Raw genomic sequence first — 15,491 nt, forward strand, 5'->3', positions numbered from 1 at the left:
TTTTCATACTAAAAAATAAAAAAGTCTAAATACAAGTATCAATTTCCCAGTTCATTAATATTGCGTTTATCTCAAATTCTTATGAGTTACGCTGTTTATTGACAAAGTGGTGATTGCTGTAAGTTACGCGCTGCATGTATTTAACTTTCGTATTGTGCTGTTGGTCGTGCGTTACATTGTAACTTCAAGCATTTGTTAGTAATGCTATAACTGGTATTACTATAAATTAAACAGAGCACGATGCTCTACCAACACACATTGGATAATAATAATGAAGAAGCTTCTTAAAGCGGCAGTTGCGGTATCAATTGCTCTTTCATGCTCACCCACCTACGCAGACAAAGACGATAAAGGCGGTATTTTTAGCAGTTCAACGTTTAAAGCCATGGAGCTTAGAAACATTGGGCCTGCTTACATGTCGGGCCGTATTGCCGATATTGCAATTGACCAGAACAACCCGTCTACTTGGTACACTGCGGTCGGCTCGGGTGGGGTTTGGAAAACCACTAACGCGGGCACAACGTGGAAGCCTATTTTTGACGATCAACCGGTTTATTCTATTGGTGACGTAACCATTGCGCCAAGCAACTCAAATATTATTTGGGTGGGAACGGGCGAAAATAACGGCGGTCGTCACATCAGCTTTGGCGACGGGGTATATAAGTCGTTAGATGGCGGTCAAACCTGGAAAAATATGGGGCTGAAGAAGTCAGAGCATGTCTCAGATATTATTATCCATCCAACTAACCCAGATATTGTATGGGTGTCTGCCCAAGGTCCACTATGGAGTGGCGGCGGCGAGCGCGGTTTGTATAAAACCACCGATGGTGGCGAAATTTGGAAGCAGGTACTAAAGCCAGCTGATAAATGGACCGGAGTAACGTCATTACTTATAGACCCGCGTAACCCCGACAAACTATATGCTGCAACCTGGGCACGCCAGCGTTCAATTGGCGCTTATGTGGGCACTAACGAAGGCGCTGGTATTCATACTTCTAACGATGGCGGCGAAACCTGGACCGAGCTTAAAACAGGTTTACCGCAAGGCAACATGGGTAAAATTGGTATGGCCATATCACCCATGAACCCAGATGTGATTTATGCCACCATTGAAACCGATAATCGCGGTGGTGGCTTCTACCGTTCAGCCGACCAAGGTGCTAGCTGGACTAAATTGTCAGATGAAGTAGGCGGTGGAACGGGCCCTCATTACTATCAGGAAATCTTCGCTGACCAACATCAGTTTGACCGTGTTTATATTGCCAGTAACTACAGTAAAGTGTCGGATGATGGCGGTAAAACGTGGACGCCTATTAATACGAAGCGCAAGCATGTAGACGATCACGCCATGGCGTTCCATCCTACAGACCCAGATTTTGTATTGATGGGGTCTGACGGTGGTATCTATATGTCTCACGACAGAATGGCGAACTGGCGCTTTATGGCGAACTTACCACTTACGCAATTTTATAAAGTAGCGCCAGACGATTCTAAGCCGTTTTATAAGGTTTATGCAGGCGCACAGGATAACTCTACCCAAGGCGGTCCTTCGCGCACCATGCGAGAGGAAGGAATAAAGAACAAAGACTGGTTCTTAACCCTAGGTGGCGACGGGCATGGCCCTGCGACAGAGCCCGGCAACCCGGATATTATGTATTCGCAATGGCAGCAGGGTAATTTAACTCGCATTGATATGAAGACTCGCGAGGGGGTTTATATCAAGCCTCAACCGCTGCCTGGAGACCCGGCAGAACGATACAACTGGGATGCACCGATAAATGTTTCAGCTCATGATCCGGCGCGTATTTACTTTGCTTCACAGCGGGTTTGGCGAAGCGATGACCGCGGTGATAGCTGGACGGCGGTGTCGGGCGATCTGACTAAAAATGGCAATCGCATGCATTCGCCGCTAATGGGGCGTACGTGGTCAGTGGAAGCCGGTTGGGATCTGTACGCCATGACCGAATTTCACACCATTGCTAACTTTGCTGAAAGCCCGGTTGACGAAAATATACTGTGGGCGGGTACCGACGACGGTATTATTCAAGTAACCACAAACGGTGGTAAATCTTGGAAAAAGATTGAGCTAGATGACATTAAGGGCATTCCAGCCAATTCTTATGTGAACGATATTCGCGCAGATTTGTTTGACCCCAATACGGTATACGTGGCGCTTGATAATCATAAATATGGTGACTACAAGCCTTATCTGATCAAGTCGACTAACCTAGGCAAAAGTTGGACTTCATTGGCCGATGACTTACCTGAAAAGCACCTGGTGTGGCGCATTGTGCAAGACCACGTAAACAAAGACTTATTGTTTATCGGTACTGAGTTCGGTGTGTTTTTCTCGGTAGATGGAGGCAAAGACTGGGTTGAGTTAGACGGTGGTATGCCGACCATTTCAACCCGAGACGTGAAAATTCAGCGTCGTGAGAACGATTTAGTTGCAGGCACGTTTGGTCGTGGGATATACATTCTTGATGACTACGCGCCACTGCGTTCGTTAACTGAAAAGTCGATGCAGCAAGAGGCTATTTTGTTTGCCCCGAGCCGTCCGGTTAAGTGGTTCCAATTAGATGACAATCACACAGACTCCGACGGTGACGATCGCTTTGTGGCCGAGAACCCTGAGCACGGTGCAACGTTTACTTATTATCTGAAAGACAGCTTGCTTACGGCAAAAGAAAAACGCCAGGAAGCAGAGAAAAAGCTAATTGAAGACAAGAAATACCCTAAATATCCAAGCTGGGAGGCCGTTGAGGCAGAAAATCAAGAAGCGGCACCCGCTATTTACGTTGAAATAAAAGACAGCGAAGGCGACGTTATAAAGCGTGTAGAGGGTAAAGTGAAGAAAGGCTTACATCGCATCACCTGGGATATGAAGCATACGTCAACAACGCCGCTTACTGATAAAGAAAGTAAGGACAGAGGTTTAATGGCACTGCCAGGCACCTATACCGCTACTTTATTTAAGCGCGTTGATGCTAAGGTAACGCCACTTTCTGAAGCTGTTTCGTTTGAACTACAGCCTATCTATCAGGGCGCGCTTGAGGGTGCGACTTATGAGGAAATAGCTGCTTATTCAAATGACGTAAGCAGTGCTCAAAAACGTGCACTCTCTTCAACGACAGTGTTAACGCAGCTTGAAGATACAATGGGCTTATTGCGTACCGCTATTGACCGCACGCCTAATGATGTTGCTAAACTAGAGGCGCAATTTGCTGCTATTCAAGAAGAAATTAATGCCGTAAATAGAGCATTCTTCGGTCTGAAATCTCGCGACAAAATGGGGATTAAGCCGGCGAACATTATGAGTCGCTTGCGCTATGCGCGTTCGGCATTAGGCTCTTCTTACGGTCCGACACAGCAGCACAAGGATCAGCTTGGCTATGCAAAAGACAGTTTAGATGGCGTAGTAACGCGCATCGGCACTTTGCAAAACACCGCTGTACCGAAGCTGCAGCAGGCAGTGCTTGATGCGGGTGGTCCATGGACTGCTGGTCTGCCTGTAATCGCGAAATAGCGGTCACTGGGGAGCATTGTACCTAACACGCGGCAGTAGATTTACTGCCGCGCTTTTCACTTTTTGTTTTTACCAACTTTTCGGTACATATCGATTTTTCCTTGTATGTATCGCGTAGCGAGACCGTCATTGTTTTCTTTTTTGTTTGCATCAAATTCTTCAGCTTTTGTTAAACGCCCATCAGGCAAACCTGTATCTACTACTCTTCCAATTTTCCGTTTGTCGCAGGTTTGGTCGGCGCTTTCGTTATCCCTTTTGTCTGTACCAAGCTTTGCACAAAGTGAACCGAATAATGAACTTGAGCGCTACACCGTAACAGCCATACGCCCCTACTATGACGAAACGCTTTCGCGCATTTTCCCACAATATGAGTTTGATAAGCGCAGTTTAGTATCGCCTTTGCACACCAATGACGTTCTGCTTCAGTCCCCTTCTGTGTCGTTAAATGGGCAGGGAGGGCAAATACAAAGTATCAGTATTCGAGGGTATTCTCGGTGGCGAATTCAAACTCTGTTAGATGGCGTACCTATTGTGAGCGACAGGCGGGCAGGCTCAAGTATTGGCTTTGTTCCACCTGATTTTATTGCGTCAGCATCCGTATTACCGGGCGCCGCTTCCACTTACCTAGGTTCCGGGGCGATTGGTGGTGCAGTTAATTTACACATTGAATCTGCCCAACGGCCTTACTTAATGGTGGGCTACAGCAGTAATCAGCAATTGAAAGCAGTGAGCTATGCTGGCACCAGTGCTACTGCGGCTAGTGTTAATAGTACAGACAGTTCAGGCATTACAGATTGGAACATTTCATACAGAAGCGCTGATAATGGAGAAGATGCGAATGGCAATCCGCTGCTTGACCAATTTGAACAAACAGGCCTGTTTCTTAGGCACAGACCTGAAGACAGGATCATAAAAGAAGCGTGGACACTTTATTCTGACAACAACGACATCGGTAAGTCGAGCAGTGACTTCCCAGAAAGCAGAATAACCACCTACCCAAAAAACACGCATTGGCTTGGCAAAATAGCGTTTGAAAGCCATCTATTTACTGGGAATGTCTGGTGGCATAAATCTCGTCTAGACACCTCGGTGTTGCGACCAGAAAGTCGCATCAACGATAGCGAAAACGAGGCATTTGATTATGGGTTTAATATAAACAAAGATACTCACTTGAAAGACTGGGATTTGAATTGGCAGTGGCAAGTTTCTGGTCGAGAAGGCGTAGTGGCAGATGAGAGAGAATTCACATTAACCCCAGCGGAAAGCGCATCACCTAACGTCACAACGGCCAGTGAAATAACAAACGCATTTGCATCAGAACTTGCTTATGAAGTGCGTACTTTGGATGCAAGCGAGATTAATGCCGCGGCGGTTGTCGATGCTTCACATCAGTGGGAACGCTTGTCGCTTGCCCTTGGAGTTCGAGTTGACTGGCAGCACCAGTCTGATGATTCAATTGCCAGTACACCCCAATCTAGCGATGCCCAGTCTAATACCAATGTAAGTGGGTATTTGGGCGCAAATTATCGGCTTTCTCCTTACTGGGCGGCCGGTGTGTATGTGTCTAGCGCGTTTCGAAACCCGTCTTTAACTGAGCGCTTTTACGCTGGCGAAACGCCACGTGGCACGGTGCTAGGTAGTGCACAGCTTGAAACAGAACAAGCGCTAAATGTGCAGGCGAATATTGCCTACAGCGGTGAGCAACTGCAAGGCTCGCTCGAATTTTTTAGCCAGCAAATCGATAATTACATTGAACGTATAACGGTTGAAGAAGACGTGCTTCAATATGCAAATTTAGACAGTGCAACCATAGATGGGGCGAGCTACCAGTTAAGCTGGCAGTCATCAGATAGCCTCTTAGACGCGCGACTTAGCGGAATGTGGATCAGCGGTGAAGACAACTCGGGTAACAGCATTGCAGACATACCTGCAAATAGTCAGAGGCTCGATTTAGGTGTTCAATGGCAAGCTATGCGTTTGTTTGCGGTATTTGCTTATCGCGCAAGCAAGACAGATATCGCTGAGGGAGAACGAGCGCTCGATGAGGTTTTTACACTGGATATGGGCGTTGATTGGCAGTTAAACGAGCGGGTTCAACTTCAAGCTAGCTGGAGCAATGTTACCAATCAACAGTATTACACCAGTGCTGATGACAAAGCGGCATTTGCGCAGGGCGAAAGTGTTCAACTGGCGATAACTTATCTGTTATGAGTTGTTTAAGGGCTGACGAAATTTGTTCTTTCGATATTTGCTTTTCAGTGTGTTGTACAGCATGACAAGGCCCGTTACCCACAGCACAAAAAGTAAAAGGGCGGCTGGCAAAAACAGCCATAGCTTGGCACCTTCAAAGAACCAACTACCGTCATGAATAGCTTCAATGGTGTCTGTGCGTCGATAGGCAACCTGAAGTACATCTCCATTTTGTGCGTTCAGTTGAACCTCCCAATGGTTCTTCCCTCGCACTTTAATGATGCCTTTTGTGGGGCGCACGTCTAATCGGTCTATATCGTCCCAGCTATTTAAACTAACCTCAGGCAGTTGCTTTACAGCGTGTAGCACGTCGTCGAAGGAAATCGTAGGTCCGTTGGTTTGAAGTATTTGCGCTTTTTGTGTTGGAGGTTGGATCCAATCGAATTCCTTTTTAACCTGCAATAATAGGCCGCTAGCAATAACAATGATCACAGGAATAAAGATAATCAGCGACAGCCACAAGTGAATATTGCGACTGTATTTACGACTGTTTTTGCTAAAAGACGCGGGCATGAAACAACACTTAAAACGAAATAATAAATACACCTTACACTATACGGTAATCTCGAAAGGCAGTAAAAACACTCTAACGCGAGGTTTACCCGTTTAAACGGAATTGCTTCGCGTCATTTTATCGCAGGGTGATTAAAGTGAAGACTTGTGTCGCAGGTTAGAGAGACCACAGACTCAGTCAACGTGATTTCACCTATCTCTTGCCATTGGGCTTTATCTATTCCCACATCTCTAAAATTGGCAGCAGATAAAACCCAAGATAGCGTCTTATTTGGGTAGTGCTGTAATGCCAATTCATCTCGAAAGTCATCTTTATTCACAAGCGGAGTATCAGGTTTCAACGACGCTTTTAGCCAGTAAGGGCCTTGCGTAACACTCTTCGCTTTGTCGTTGTTGGGAAGCACTACTTCTGCCAAATGCGAAACAGGTCTAAAACGCGCATTCGCTTTTTCACCGCTAACCCCCTTATCAGCTTCTTCAAGATCGCTTTCCAAGCGATATGCAGTTAGCAATTGACTAAAAGGCGGCAATTCGCCCAGTGCAGGCTCGTTAGTTAAAGGTAAGTTGGCGACATGCTGGGTTTTAGTGCCACCCAGCGAGTGCATTAAAAATATGTTTTCAGTAACCGTACTTTGATCATTGGGGAAAAGCTTGATTGCCATACCAAAAGCACGCTTATCTCGCTGCTTTGTGCCGCTTAAGCTGACTGACGCTCTTACGATAATAGGCACGTTTGTGCGTGCTTGAAAAAGCCCCGAGTAAGGGCTGCTATTATTCATTTTCCATGTGCCGGCGAAGCAAATGCCATTAGCTTGAAGAAGCTTATGCTTGGTGCCTAATTCGATAAAGTTTGCGTTAGAAGAAAGGGTTCTTTTAGCGTGACTTAGCAGCAGGTTTTTACCGTCAACATCAAAGTATTTGCGTGAAACTTTATATTGCGGAAGCGCCGGGTAGGGGTCTGAAAAAACACGCTTTTTCACTTCTTTAAACGAAGTTAGTGGCTTAGTTAATGGCGACTTGTTTTCTGTTGTTTCAGCATAAGCTAGTGCGTTGCATGACAACAAACTCAGAGCAAAAAAACGGCACAGCATGAAAGTATTTTTGTGTGTGAAAGGTCTTTGTTGACACTGAGTAGTTTGAAAAAGGCGCATTGACATGGCGTGCTCCCCTGGTAACACAAGAAATCAACAGCTTGCCTCGACTCGAGAGCGCATGGGCGAACACTTTACTCCTAACCAACTGTTGGGCCGTACCCACACCATTGGCTGTGTTGCTGTTGAAATCACGCAAAAGTGTAATCTTGACTGCACCTTATGCTATTTATCTGAACATTCGCAAGCGGTTCGTGACATTCCTATTCAAGAAGTGTTTAAGCGATTAGACAGCATTCTTCATCACTATGGCCCTGGTACTAGTGTACAAATAACCGGTGGTGACCCCACGTTAAGAAAACGCAGTGAGCTAATTGAAATCGTTGAATATGCCAATAAGCTCGGTTTACACACCGCACTTTTCACCAACGGTATTGCGGCTTCCCGTGACCTGCTAACAGCTTTAGCTAAAGTTGGCTTAAACGATGTTGCTTTTCACGTTGATACCACCCAAGAACGTAAAGGTTTCGTTGATGAAGCATCGCTAAATGCTATTCGTGAAGAATACATAGAACGGGCCAAAGGCTTGGGGCTCATGATCATTTTTAACACCACAGTGCACACCGATAATTTCAAAGAATTGCCCATGCTGGTGGGTTTTTTTGTGCAGCATGCAGACGCTGTAAGTTTCGCCTCGTTCCAATTACAGGCAGAAACAGGCAGAGGAGAGTGGGGGGCAAGAGCGGATATAATTGACCCCATAACCGTGAAAGCTGCTATTGAAAAAACAATTAGCAAAGCGCTGCCGTGGGAGAAAGTGCGTATTGGTCATAGCGACTGTCACAGCTACATGCCAACGTTAGTGGCTGATAAGCAGGTCTATTCTGTCGTTGATGACGCCCAATTGTTTGCGCAATTTATTGAAGAATTTAAGCACATACAAACAACACGGCAACACGGCACGGCACAGATTATATGGGATTACAGTAAAGCACTGCTCGCTAGGCCAAAGTGGATTTGGAAGCTGGCAAAAGCGACCTCATCGAAGCTGTTTGAAATGCGTAGCAGCCTTTTCAAAAGCAAAGGACGTGTGCACAAACTGTCGTTTTTTGTTCAGAATTTTATGGATGCCAACGCTCTTCAGCAAGACAGAATTGATGCGTGTTCATTTATGGTAATGACCGCAGATGGCCCTGTTTCCATGTGCAAGCACAATGCCGAGCGCGATGAGCATATATTAAAACCACTGACATATACCGACCGCCATGGGCAGGTAAAGCAATACCAGCCATTGGGAGAGCGCTACAAACAAAACAATATTATCCCTATTCGCCAAATCTCGGATACAACAACACCTAGTTCCCTGTCGGCAAAAGCGCTTACTGCAAGAGACAAGCGCCACCATCCAGCCAAAAGCGTGTAAGGAAACGATCATGAAGTCTTATCGATTTGCTCAATCTGAGCGTATGTTAGCCATTATCTTGTCCATGTTGCTGCTGTATATTTTACCTACTGCCAACAGTAGCCAAGCGTCTGAGAGCGGGTTAAATATTAACAGCGCTACACCATTAGAAATAGCGCAGCTTAAGCAGGCCTACCGCAAGGCAACGCAAGATTGGGAATATGTGCTCCAACACTATGTAGATGAGCAGGGGCGAACAGACTTCAAAGGGTTATCTAAAGATATAGCGCCACTTAAAAACGTTGTCGCTTTTATTAGTTTTGCCAGCCCTGAAGTTACACCTGATTTGTTCGACACACCACAATCTGTGATGGCCTATCATATCAATAGCTATAATGCGTTAGCCATGTACGGTGTTATTGAAAAAGGTATTCCAAATGGCTTCACTAGTTTCTTTTCGCGGGCAGCTTTTTTCAAATTTCGCGATGTGGTTATTGGCAATAAAGTTACCAATTTATATGATTATGAAAATGATGTGATTAGACCGCTTAACGAGCCCAGAGCCCATTTTGCGCTTAACTGCATGGTAAAAGATTGCCCGAGGCTACCGCAAACGCCATTTTATGCAGAAACCTTAGACGACACCCTTGAACAAGCCACCCATGAGTTCTTTGCTGATACGAAACACTTTTACATTGATGATAAGCAAAAGCGCGTATACGTTTCGGAAATCTTAGATTTTTATACAGAAGACTTTGTCGCTTCAGGCAAAGTAAAGCACTTGCCACAATACATTAACCAGTATCTAGCCGAACCTATTCCTAACAATTATAAGCTACGGTTCATTGATTATGACTGGCGTATCAATGCGCAACCGGAAAAACCGAAGGTTTCAACATCTACAAATAGCGACGTTGATAATGCTTCAAGTCAAGCCACAACGAACCCCATAGTTATAGCTGCCCTTACTCTGCATACTAATGAAAGCAAAACTGCAGGTTTTGCACATGCTCCAGTGTCCGAATTAGCGCCGTTATCTAAGCTGTTATCTGGGCCGCTGCTAGAAACAGACGTAGCGACAAACTTAGCAACAAATATAGCAACCAATGAATCAACAAACACGCCTTTTACACTTACCAGTTCGCCCAATCAAACAACCGTCTTGGAACTTTATACATCCCAAGGTTGCAGCAGCTGTCCGCCTGCGGAAAAATGGATTTCAGGGTTTGTACAGAGCGATAAATTATGGACAGAGCTGGTTCCCATTAACTTTCACGTGGATTACTGGGATTATTTTGGCTGGAAAGATCCATTTGCCGATAGTGCTTTTAGCAAAAGACAGCGAGACTACAAGCGTGTAGGCAAAGCAAACACCGTTGCTACGCCAGGTTTTGCTTTAAACGGTCGCGCCTGGAATGGATGGTTTAGGGGGCAGCCGTTACCTAACCGAGTCGCCCCTCTGTCTGGCGAACTTTATGCTTCAGTTCAAAACAACATCATTGAGGTGTCCTTCAACAATATCAACAGAAGTACATCGAACATGCTAGTTGTTCACGCTGCGTTACTTGGCTTTGGCATAGAAACCTCAGTCAAGCGGGGAGAAAACGCGGGGCGTAAACTCACTCACGACTTTATAGTAGTCGATTATGAAAACGCGTTATTGAGTAGTAACGGCGACAATGCTCATGCTCAGCAATATGTGGCTAGTCTGCCCTTGCCCAGTAATACTCATATAAAAGTCAAAAAACACGCCCTCGTTGTTTGGGTTTCTGAAACTAACGACCCCTCGCCACTACAAGTTGCAGCGTCTTGGTGGTTACAAGGTACTAAGTCTATGTGACGTAAAGAGTTATTGCTTTGTAAAAGAATTGCGCTTTGCTTTCTTGGCTATCCCACGTAGAGTAGATGTTATCGACAATTTCCGGAGCACGGTGTTTGTGCTACCACATTAGGGTTAAAACAGATGAAGCAAAATACCTCCCAAAAACCGCAAAAAACACCGCAAGAAGCATCGCTAAATATCCCTCAACAGGCGTTTGATTGGTACGATGAATACGCCCACGGGGATATAGACCGTCGAACGTTTTTAACCAGGCTTGCTTCGCTTTCAGTTGCAGGTTTGACCGTGAGCGCTATTGGTGGCGCACTGATCCCTGACTATGCCAAAGCAGAACAGGTTTCGTTTAACGACCCCGCAATTAAAGCGACTTACGAAGTTTTTTCTTCGCCCAAAGGCCATGGTGAAGGCGGCGGTTATTTAGTGCAGCCCACTAGTCTACCGGAATCTGGCGTTGCGCCTTGCGTTTTAGTGGTACACGAAAATCGCGGGCTAAACCCTTACATAAAAGACGTAGCCAGAAGGCTAGCTATGCAAGGCTATGTAGCGTTTGCTCCTGATGCGCTGTTTCCGTTAGGAGGCTATCCGGGAAATGATGACGATGGCCGTGCTATGCAAAAGAGCCTTGATAAGGACAAGATAGAACAAGATATGGTAGCGGCAGCACTGTGGTTAAAAGAGCACGAAAAAACCACAGGCAAGCTTGGTGTAGTAGGTTTTTGCTTTGGTGGGTATATTGCTAATTTTCTAGCAGCCAGCATACCTGACAAGTTGGACGCTGCTGTTCCTTTCTATGGGACTCCAGCGAAACAGCCCTTAGTCGATCAAGTAAAAGGCCCTTTATTGATTCACTTTGCTGAAAACGATAAGCGAGTGAATGCTACATGGGAGGAATACAAAGTAGTATTAGAAAAAAATGCTGCTGAGTACGAGGCTTTTACTTACGCTAAAGCACAGCATGGCTTTCACAACGATTCAACAAGTCGTTATAGTCCCAAAGATGCTGAATTAGCGTGGCGTCGAACGGTAGAGTTTTTTGATAGCCATTTGAAATAGTAAAATGTGAAGCGGCCTTGTTAGGCCGCTTTTTTTGCTTAGTTTTTACCTGCGATTATTTTATCCATGGTAATGGGGAAGTCTCGTACTCTCACTTTGCATGCATCATAAATTGCGTTAGCGATGGCGGCGCCTGCTCCAGTAATGCCTAGTTCACCAATACCTTTTGCGCCCACTGGCGATGCGGCATAATCTGCCTCTTGTAAGAAATCCAGGCTAACTTCGGCAATGTCCCGATTGACTGCCACATGATATTCACCAAAATCTGGATTTACAAAGCTTGCCGTGTCTCTATGGTGATGGATCCCTTCAGTAAGTGCGTAGCCAGCACCCCATACCATTCCCCCTTTTATTTGAGATGCAGCTGTTTTCATATTCAAGATTTGCCCCGCGCTGAACATACCGTATTGGCGGAGTAGCCTAACTTCACCCGTGTATTCATCTACCTCTACTTCCGCGAAATGAGCGCCACATGAATACTGCTCATCATCGCTGGTGTCATCTTCGGATACTTTACCGGTTGCTGATATGGGGAAGTCGCTGTCGGACATAAAGTTGGCGAGTAATACCGGACTACTTACTTCATCATCATCACCTTGTGCAATTGAGACTAACTTTATTTGCCCATCTAAAATTTGTACTTCAGCTTGGCTAAGGGCTGGTGGAAGTGAGCTTTTAATATTCGCAATAAGCGCTTCACAGGCTTTTTTAACCGCCGAACCAGAGCTTGCTGCGCCAAATGAGCCACCTGAACCACATGAAGCAGGGTAGCGGCTATCACCGAGTTTTACTGTGACATTGTCTACCGACGTATTTAAAGTATCGGCGGCAATTTGTGTGAGAATAGTGTAGGTGCCTGTACCAATATCTGTCATATCAGTGCGAACCGTTACCTCACCGGTAGCACTCAATTCCACTTCAGCTGAACTTTCCACCAGCACATTCATACGCATAGCACTCGCTACGCCATGGCCGATTTGTTTACCCGGTGTGGGCTGTGTTTTATGCTGCCACTTGAAGTTTTGCGCGCCTTGACGAAGGCACTCACCTAAGTTGTGGGTGGTAAACCGCGTGCCTTTCATAGGGTGAACTACCGGCAGGTTTTTTATGCGAAACGTAAGCGGGTCGACACCAGCTTCGTGGGCAAGTTCATCAATGGCCGATTCAAAAGCAAGGGAGCCAATGGCGTCTCCAGGAGAACGGGTAGAGTCGATAAGCGGCAGGTCTACGTCTTTGACCCTATGGGTACTTTCAATGAACTGAGATTTATAGGTAACCCGTGCGCCGGCACCTGTTGCTTCGGCAAACTCATAGCCCTTGGCTTTTGGCATAGCGCTTTTGTGCTGTACGCTTAACAGTGCATGATCATCACCAGAAGCAAGGCTAATTTTCTGTATGCTGTGCCCTCTATGCGGGGTGTTATAAAAGACCTGTCGCCTGCTTAACACCACTTTTACAGCCCGCTCTAAATACCTTGCCCCTATACAAGCGAGCGTTGCATCATAATGAAGACCTAGCTTAGAGCCAAACCCGCCACCTACAAAGGGGCTCTGCACTACGATGTCTGCTGCGTCCATTTCAAGCGTAATCGCAAGCGCCTCAACAGCCGTCGCTATAATCTGAACGCTACAATAGACCTCAAGCTTTCCATCTTTAAAGTCGGCAACCGTGGCATGAGGCTCCATAGCGGCAGAGATTTGGCTTGGTGTAGTATAAGTTTCGTTAATGCTTGCTTGGATATCGCTTTGCTGCGGTTTATCACCGCTAGACGCATCTGCCTCAAACCCACCATCTAGCGACGCAGGCTTTTGCGTTGCACCATCGAATTCTGTTAGCAAATCTGGTATTTCACCGTCTATGGTGAAGGTTACTAGACTTGCGGCATAGCGTGCTTGCTCCAACGTATCAGCAATAACTAGAGCGACCGGCGCACCGAAATGACGAATGTGAGGTTCGTTAAGTACGGCGCGACTTTGAGTAAACCGACTTTCATCCGCAGGCTTGCTAAAAGGCTTAAGAGTACCTGCATTTTTATACGTGATAACTGCATGTACGCCATCGGCCTGTTCCGCTTGCTCTGTATTAAGGGATGTGATTTTACCGACGGCAGTATCACTTGATACAACCCAGCCTATCAAAGGAGTGCGATCGCTCATATGCTCCGCAGCGTACCTTGCTTGACCTGACACCTTTGCTGAACCATCAACTCGATTAACTGGCGTCCCTACAGTTTTGGCATTATGCGTTGTCATATAAAGCTCCTTCATGTCCTGGGTGCTTTACCTGATGTTCTGCTAACTCTAAAAGCACTTTTGTTAACGTCCTGCGCAATAGTTCTGGTTTAAAGTCATTACTGCCAAACGTTTTTGCTTCGGATAACTCAGCTTCCGCGGATTGCAATATGACTTCTTGGGTTGGTTCCGCGCCTTCAAGAACACTGATTGCTTTTTGCGGATACCAAGGCTTGGTGCCCACACCACCAAAGGCGAGAGAAAGGTCTTTAATACGACCATCTTCAATTTTCAAACCAGCCGCAACAGAAACGAGTGCAAACGCATAGGAAGAACGGTCGCGTACTTTGTGGTAGTACTGAGTACCGTTTGCTTTTTTCTTTATGCTGACATGGGTGATAAGTTCATCTTCGTCTAACTGGGTTTCTATGTGCGGCGTTTCGCCCGGCTCACGGTAGAAATCTCGTAGTGCGATTTGACGCGTGTTGCCATCAGGTTGCTGCGTATGTACCTGTGCGTTAAGCGCAATCATGGCTACGGCCATGTCGGAAGGGTGTGTGGCGATACAGCTCTCGCTGGTGCCAAATATGGCATGAATTCTATTCATGCTGTCATATGCGCTACAGCCAGTGCCTGGCTCTCGTTTATTACAGGCTTTTGTGGTGTCATAAAAGTAATAACAGCGGGTACGTTGTAGCAAATTGCCTGCCGTGGTTGCCCTATTTCTAAGTTGAACTGTTGCACCGCTTAATAAAGCTTGCGCAAGTAAAGACAGAGAGGGCTGCGTGTGAGCGAACTTCGCTAAGTCAGAATTAGTCACCATGGCGCCAATATAATAGTAATTATCGTCTTCGCTGATAGTGTTAGCTTTATCCCATTTCGCAAGACTTACTAATGTTTTAGGCGTTTCTACCTGTAGTTTCATTAAGTCTATTAGGTTTGTACCTCCGGCCAAAAAACGTGATCTTGTGTCCAGGGGCAGGCTACTCAACGGCTTTTCGCCGTTATAATGATGAAGAGTGAATGGCTGCATTATTGTCTCTCCAAAGCAATAACATCGGTTATAGCATCCACAATGTTAGGGTAGGCACCGCAGCGGCATAGGTTACCGCTCATGCGTTCGCTGATATCTTCTTTCAATGAAGCTTTACTGTGACGAGTTTGACTATAAGTAACTGCGCTAGGGTCTTCATTTTTCATTTCCCTAAGTAGGGATACGCCTGAACATATTTGACCAGATGTGCAATAGCCACACTGAAACGCGTCGCGCTCGATAAAAGCTTTTTGCAGCGGATGAAGACTTTCACCTTCACCGATACCTTCAATAGTTGTGACTTCAGCGCCTTCTAACTGGAATGCAAACACTAAGCATGCATTAATACGCTTGCCGTCAGCGATAACGGTACAAGCACCACATTGACCGTGGTCACAACCTTTTTTGGTGCCAAAAAGTGATAAATGCTGGTGGAGAAAATCTAACAAAGTCGTTCGTGGATCATCGGGAATACTGACGTCTTTCCCGTTGAGATTTAATGTTGCCATGGAAGTATCCTTCTACCAATGAGCTCAATTTCGGTACGCCGAT

At 46.0% G+C, this 15,491-nt stretch carries 10 protein-coding genes; 5 read left to right on the forward strand and 5 right to left on the reverse strand.

The window, feature by feature from the left end; genetic code table 11:
• The first annotated feature begins 271 nt into the window (after nt 1–271).
• Together E5672_RS10205 and E5672_RS10210 are read left to right on the forward strand one after the other, a co-directional pair.
• Nucleotides 272–3,526: a VPS10 domain-containing protein gene (locus E5672_RS10205; RefSeq protein ID WP_136782097.1), complete on the forward strand. Its 3,255-nt coding sequence runs from the start codon at nt 272–274 to the stop codon at nt 3,524–3,526.
• Nucleotides 3,527–3,655: 129 nt separating this feature from the next.
• Nucleotides 3,656–5,737: a TonB-dependent receptor gene (locus E5672_RS10210; protein ID WP_240692206.1), complete on the forward strand. Its 2,082-nt coding sequence runs from the start codon at nt 3,656–3,658 to the stop codon at nt 5,735–5,737.
• On the opposite strand, the gene E5672_RS10215 is transcribed toward E5672_RS10210, so the two are convergent.
• Both E5672_RS10215 and E5672_RS10220 read right to left on the reverse strand, forming a co-directional pair.
• Nucleotides 5,732–6,289 (reverse strand): PepSY domain-containing protein, encoded by a 558-nt coding sequence (locus E5672_RS10215; RefSeq protein ID WP_136782099.1) that lies wholly within the window; start codon nt 6,287–6,289, stop codon nt 5,732–5,734. The genes E5672_RS10210 and E5672_RS10215 overlap by 6 nt on opposite strands.
• 113 nt (nt 6,290–6,402) lie before the next feature.
• On the reverse strand, nt 6,403–7,446 hold the full coding sequence (locus tag E5672_RS10220; protein ID WP_136782100.1) for a hypothetical protein: 1,044 nt from the start codon (nt 7,444–7,446) through the stop codon (nt 6,403–6,405).
• On the opposite strand from E5672_RS10220, the gene E5672_RS10225 reads away from it, so the two are divergent.
• The 3 genes from E5672_RS10225 (at nt 7,445) to E5672_RS10235 (ending at nt 11,675) form a co-directional block, all read left to right on the forward strand.
• Nucleotides 7,445–8,803 carry a radical SAM protein gene (locus E5672_RS10225; protein WP_136782101.1) on the forward strand — a complete coding sequence of 453 codons (1,359 nt, stop codon included), beginning with the start codon at nt 7,445–7,447 and terminating at the stop codon, nt 8,801–8,803. The genes E5672_RS10220 and E5672_RS10225 overlap by 2 nt on opposite strands.
• A 10-nt stretch (nt 8,804–8,813) precedes the next feature.
• Nucleotides 8,814–10,622 carry a DUF1223 domain-containing protein gene (locus tag E5672_RS10230; RefSeq protein ID WP_136782102.1) on the forward strand — a complete coding sequence of 603 codons (1,809 nt, stop codon included), beginning with the start codon at nt 8,814–8,816 and terminating at the stop codon, nt 10,620–10,622.
• A 123-nt stretch (nt 10,623–10,745) separates the two neighbouring features.
• Nucleotides 10,746–11,675, forward strand: coding sequence for a dienelactone hydrolase family protein (locus E5672_RS10235; RefSeq protein ID WP_136782103.1), 930 nt, complete (start codon nt 10,746–10,748; stop codon nt 11,673–11,675).
• Nucleotides 11,676–11,713: 38 nt separating this feature from the next.
• Here E5672_RS10235 and E5672_RS10240 read toward each other — a convergent pair whose 3' ends face one another.
• Genes E5672_RS10240 through E5672_RS10250 form a run of 3 tightly spaced genes read right to left on the reverse strand, consistent with a single transcriptional unit; the run spans nt 11,714 to nt 15,448 of the window.
• Nucleotides 11,714–13,927 (reverse strand): xanthine dehydrogenase family protein molybdopterin-binding subunit, encoded by a 2,214-nt coding sequence (locus E5672_RS10240; RefSeq protein ID WP_136782104.1) that lies wholly within the window; start codon nt 13,925–13,927, stop codon nt 11,714–11,716.
• Nucleotides 13,914–14,939 (reverse strand): FAD binding domain-containing protein, encoded by a 1,026-nt coding sequence (locus E5672_RS10245; RefSeq protein WP_136782105.1) that lies wholly within the window; start codon nt 14,937–14,939, stop codon nt 13,914–13,916. The genes E5672_RS10240 and E5672_RS10245 overlap by 14 nt, the downstream gene beginning before the upstream one ends.
• Complete coding sequence (locus tag E5672_RS10250; protein ID WP_061095629.1) at nt 14,939–15,448, reverse strand: (2Fe-2S)-binding protein; 510 nt, start codon at nt 15,446–15,448, stop codon at nt 14,939–14,941. The genes E5672_RS10245 and E5672_RS10250 overlap by 1 nt, the downstream gene beginning before the upstream one ends.
• Between the last annotated feature and the right edge of the window lie 43 nt (nt 15,449–15,491).

The organism is Alteromonas portus (assembly GCF_005117025.1).
GTDB lineage: Bacteria > Pseudomonadota > Gammaproteobacteria > Enterobacterales > Alteromonadaceae > Alteromonas > Alteromonas portus.

Coding starts and splice junctions, on each gene's coding strand:
- E5672_RS10235 (WP_136782103.1), top strand. CDS start 10,746: ATGAAGCAAAATACCTCCCAAAAACCGCAAAAAACACCGCAAGAAGCA.
- E5672_RS10240 (WP_136782104.1), bottom strand. CDS start 13,927: ATGACAACGCATAATGCCAAAACTGTAGGGACGCCAGTTAATCGAGTT.
- E5672_RS10250 (WP_061095629.1), bottom strand. CDS start 15,448: ATGGCAACATTAAATCTCAACGGGAAAGACGTCAGTATTCCCGATGAT.
- E5672_RS10220 (WP_136782100.1), bottom strand. CDS start 7,446: ATGTCAATGCGCCTTTTTCAAACTACTCAGTGTCAACAAAGACCTTTC.
- E5672_RS10245 (WP_136782105.1), bottom strand. CDS start 14,939: ATGCAGCCATTCACTCTTCATCATTATAACGGCGAAAAGCCGTTGAGT.
- E5672_RS10230 (WP_136782102.1), top strand. CDS start 8,814: ATGAAGTCTTATCGATTTGCTCAATCTGAGCGTATGTTAGCCATTATC.
- E5672_RS10215 (WP_136782099.1), bottom strand. CDS start 6,289: ATGCCCGCGTCTTTTAGCAAAAACAGTCGTAAATACAGTCGCAATATT.
- E5672_RS10225 (WP_136782101.1), top strand. CDS start 7,445: ATGGCGTGCTCCCCTGGTAACACAAGAAATCAACAGCTTGCCTCGACT.
- E5672_RS10205 (WP_136782097.1), top strand. CDS start 272: ATGAAGAAGCTTCTTAAAGCGGCAGTTGCGGTATCAATTGCTCTTTCA.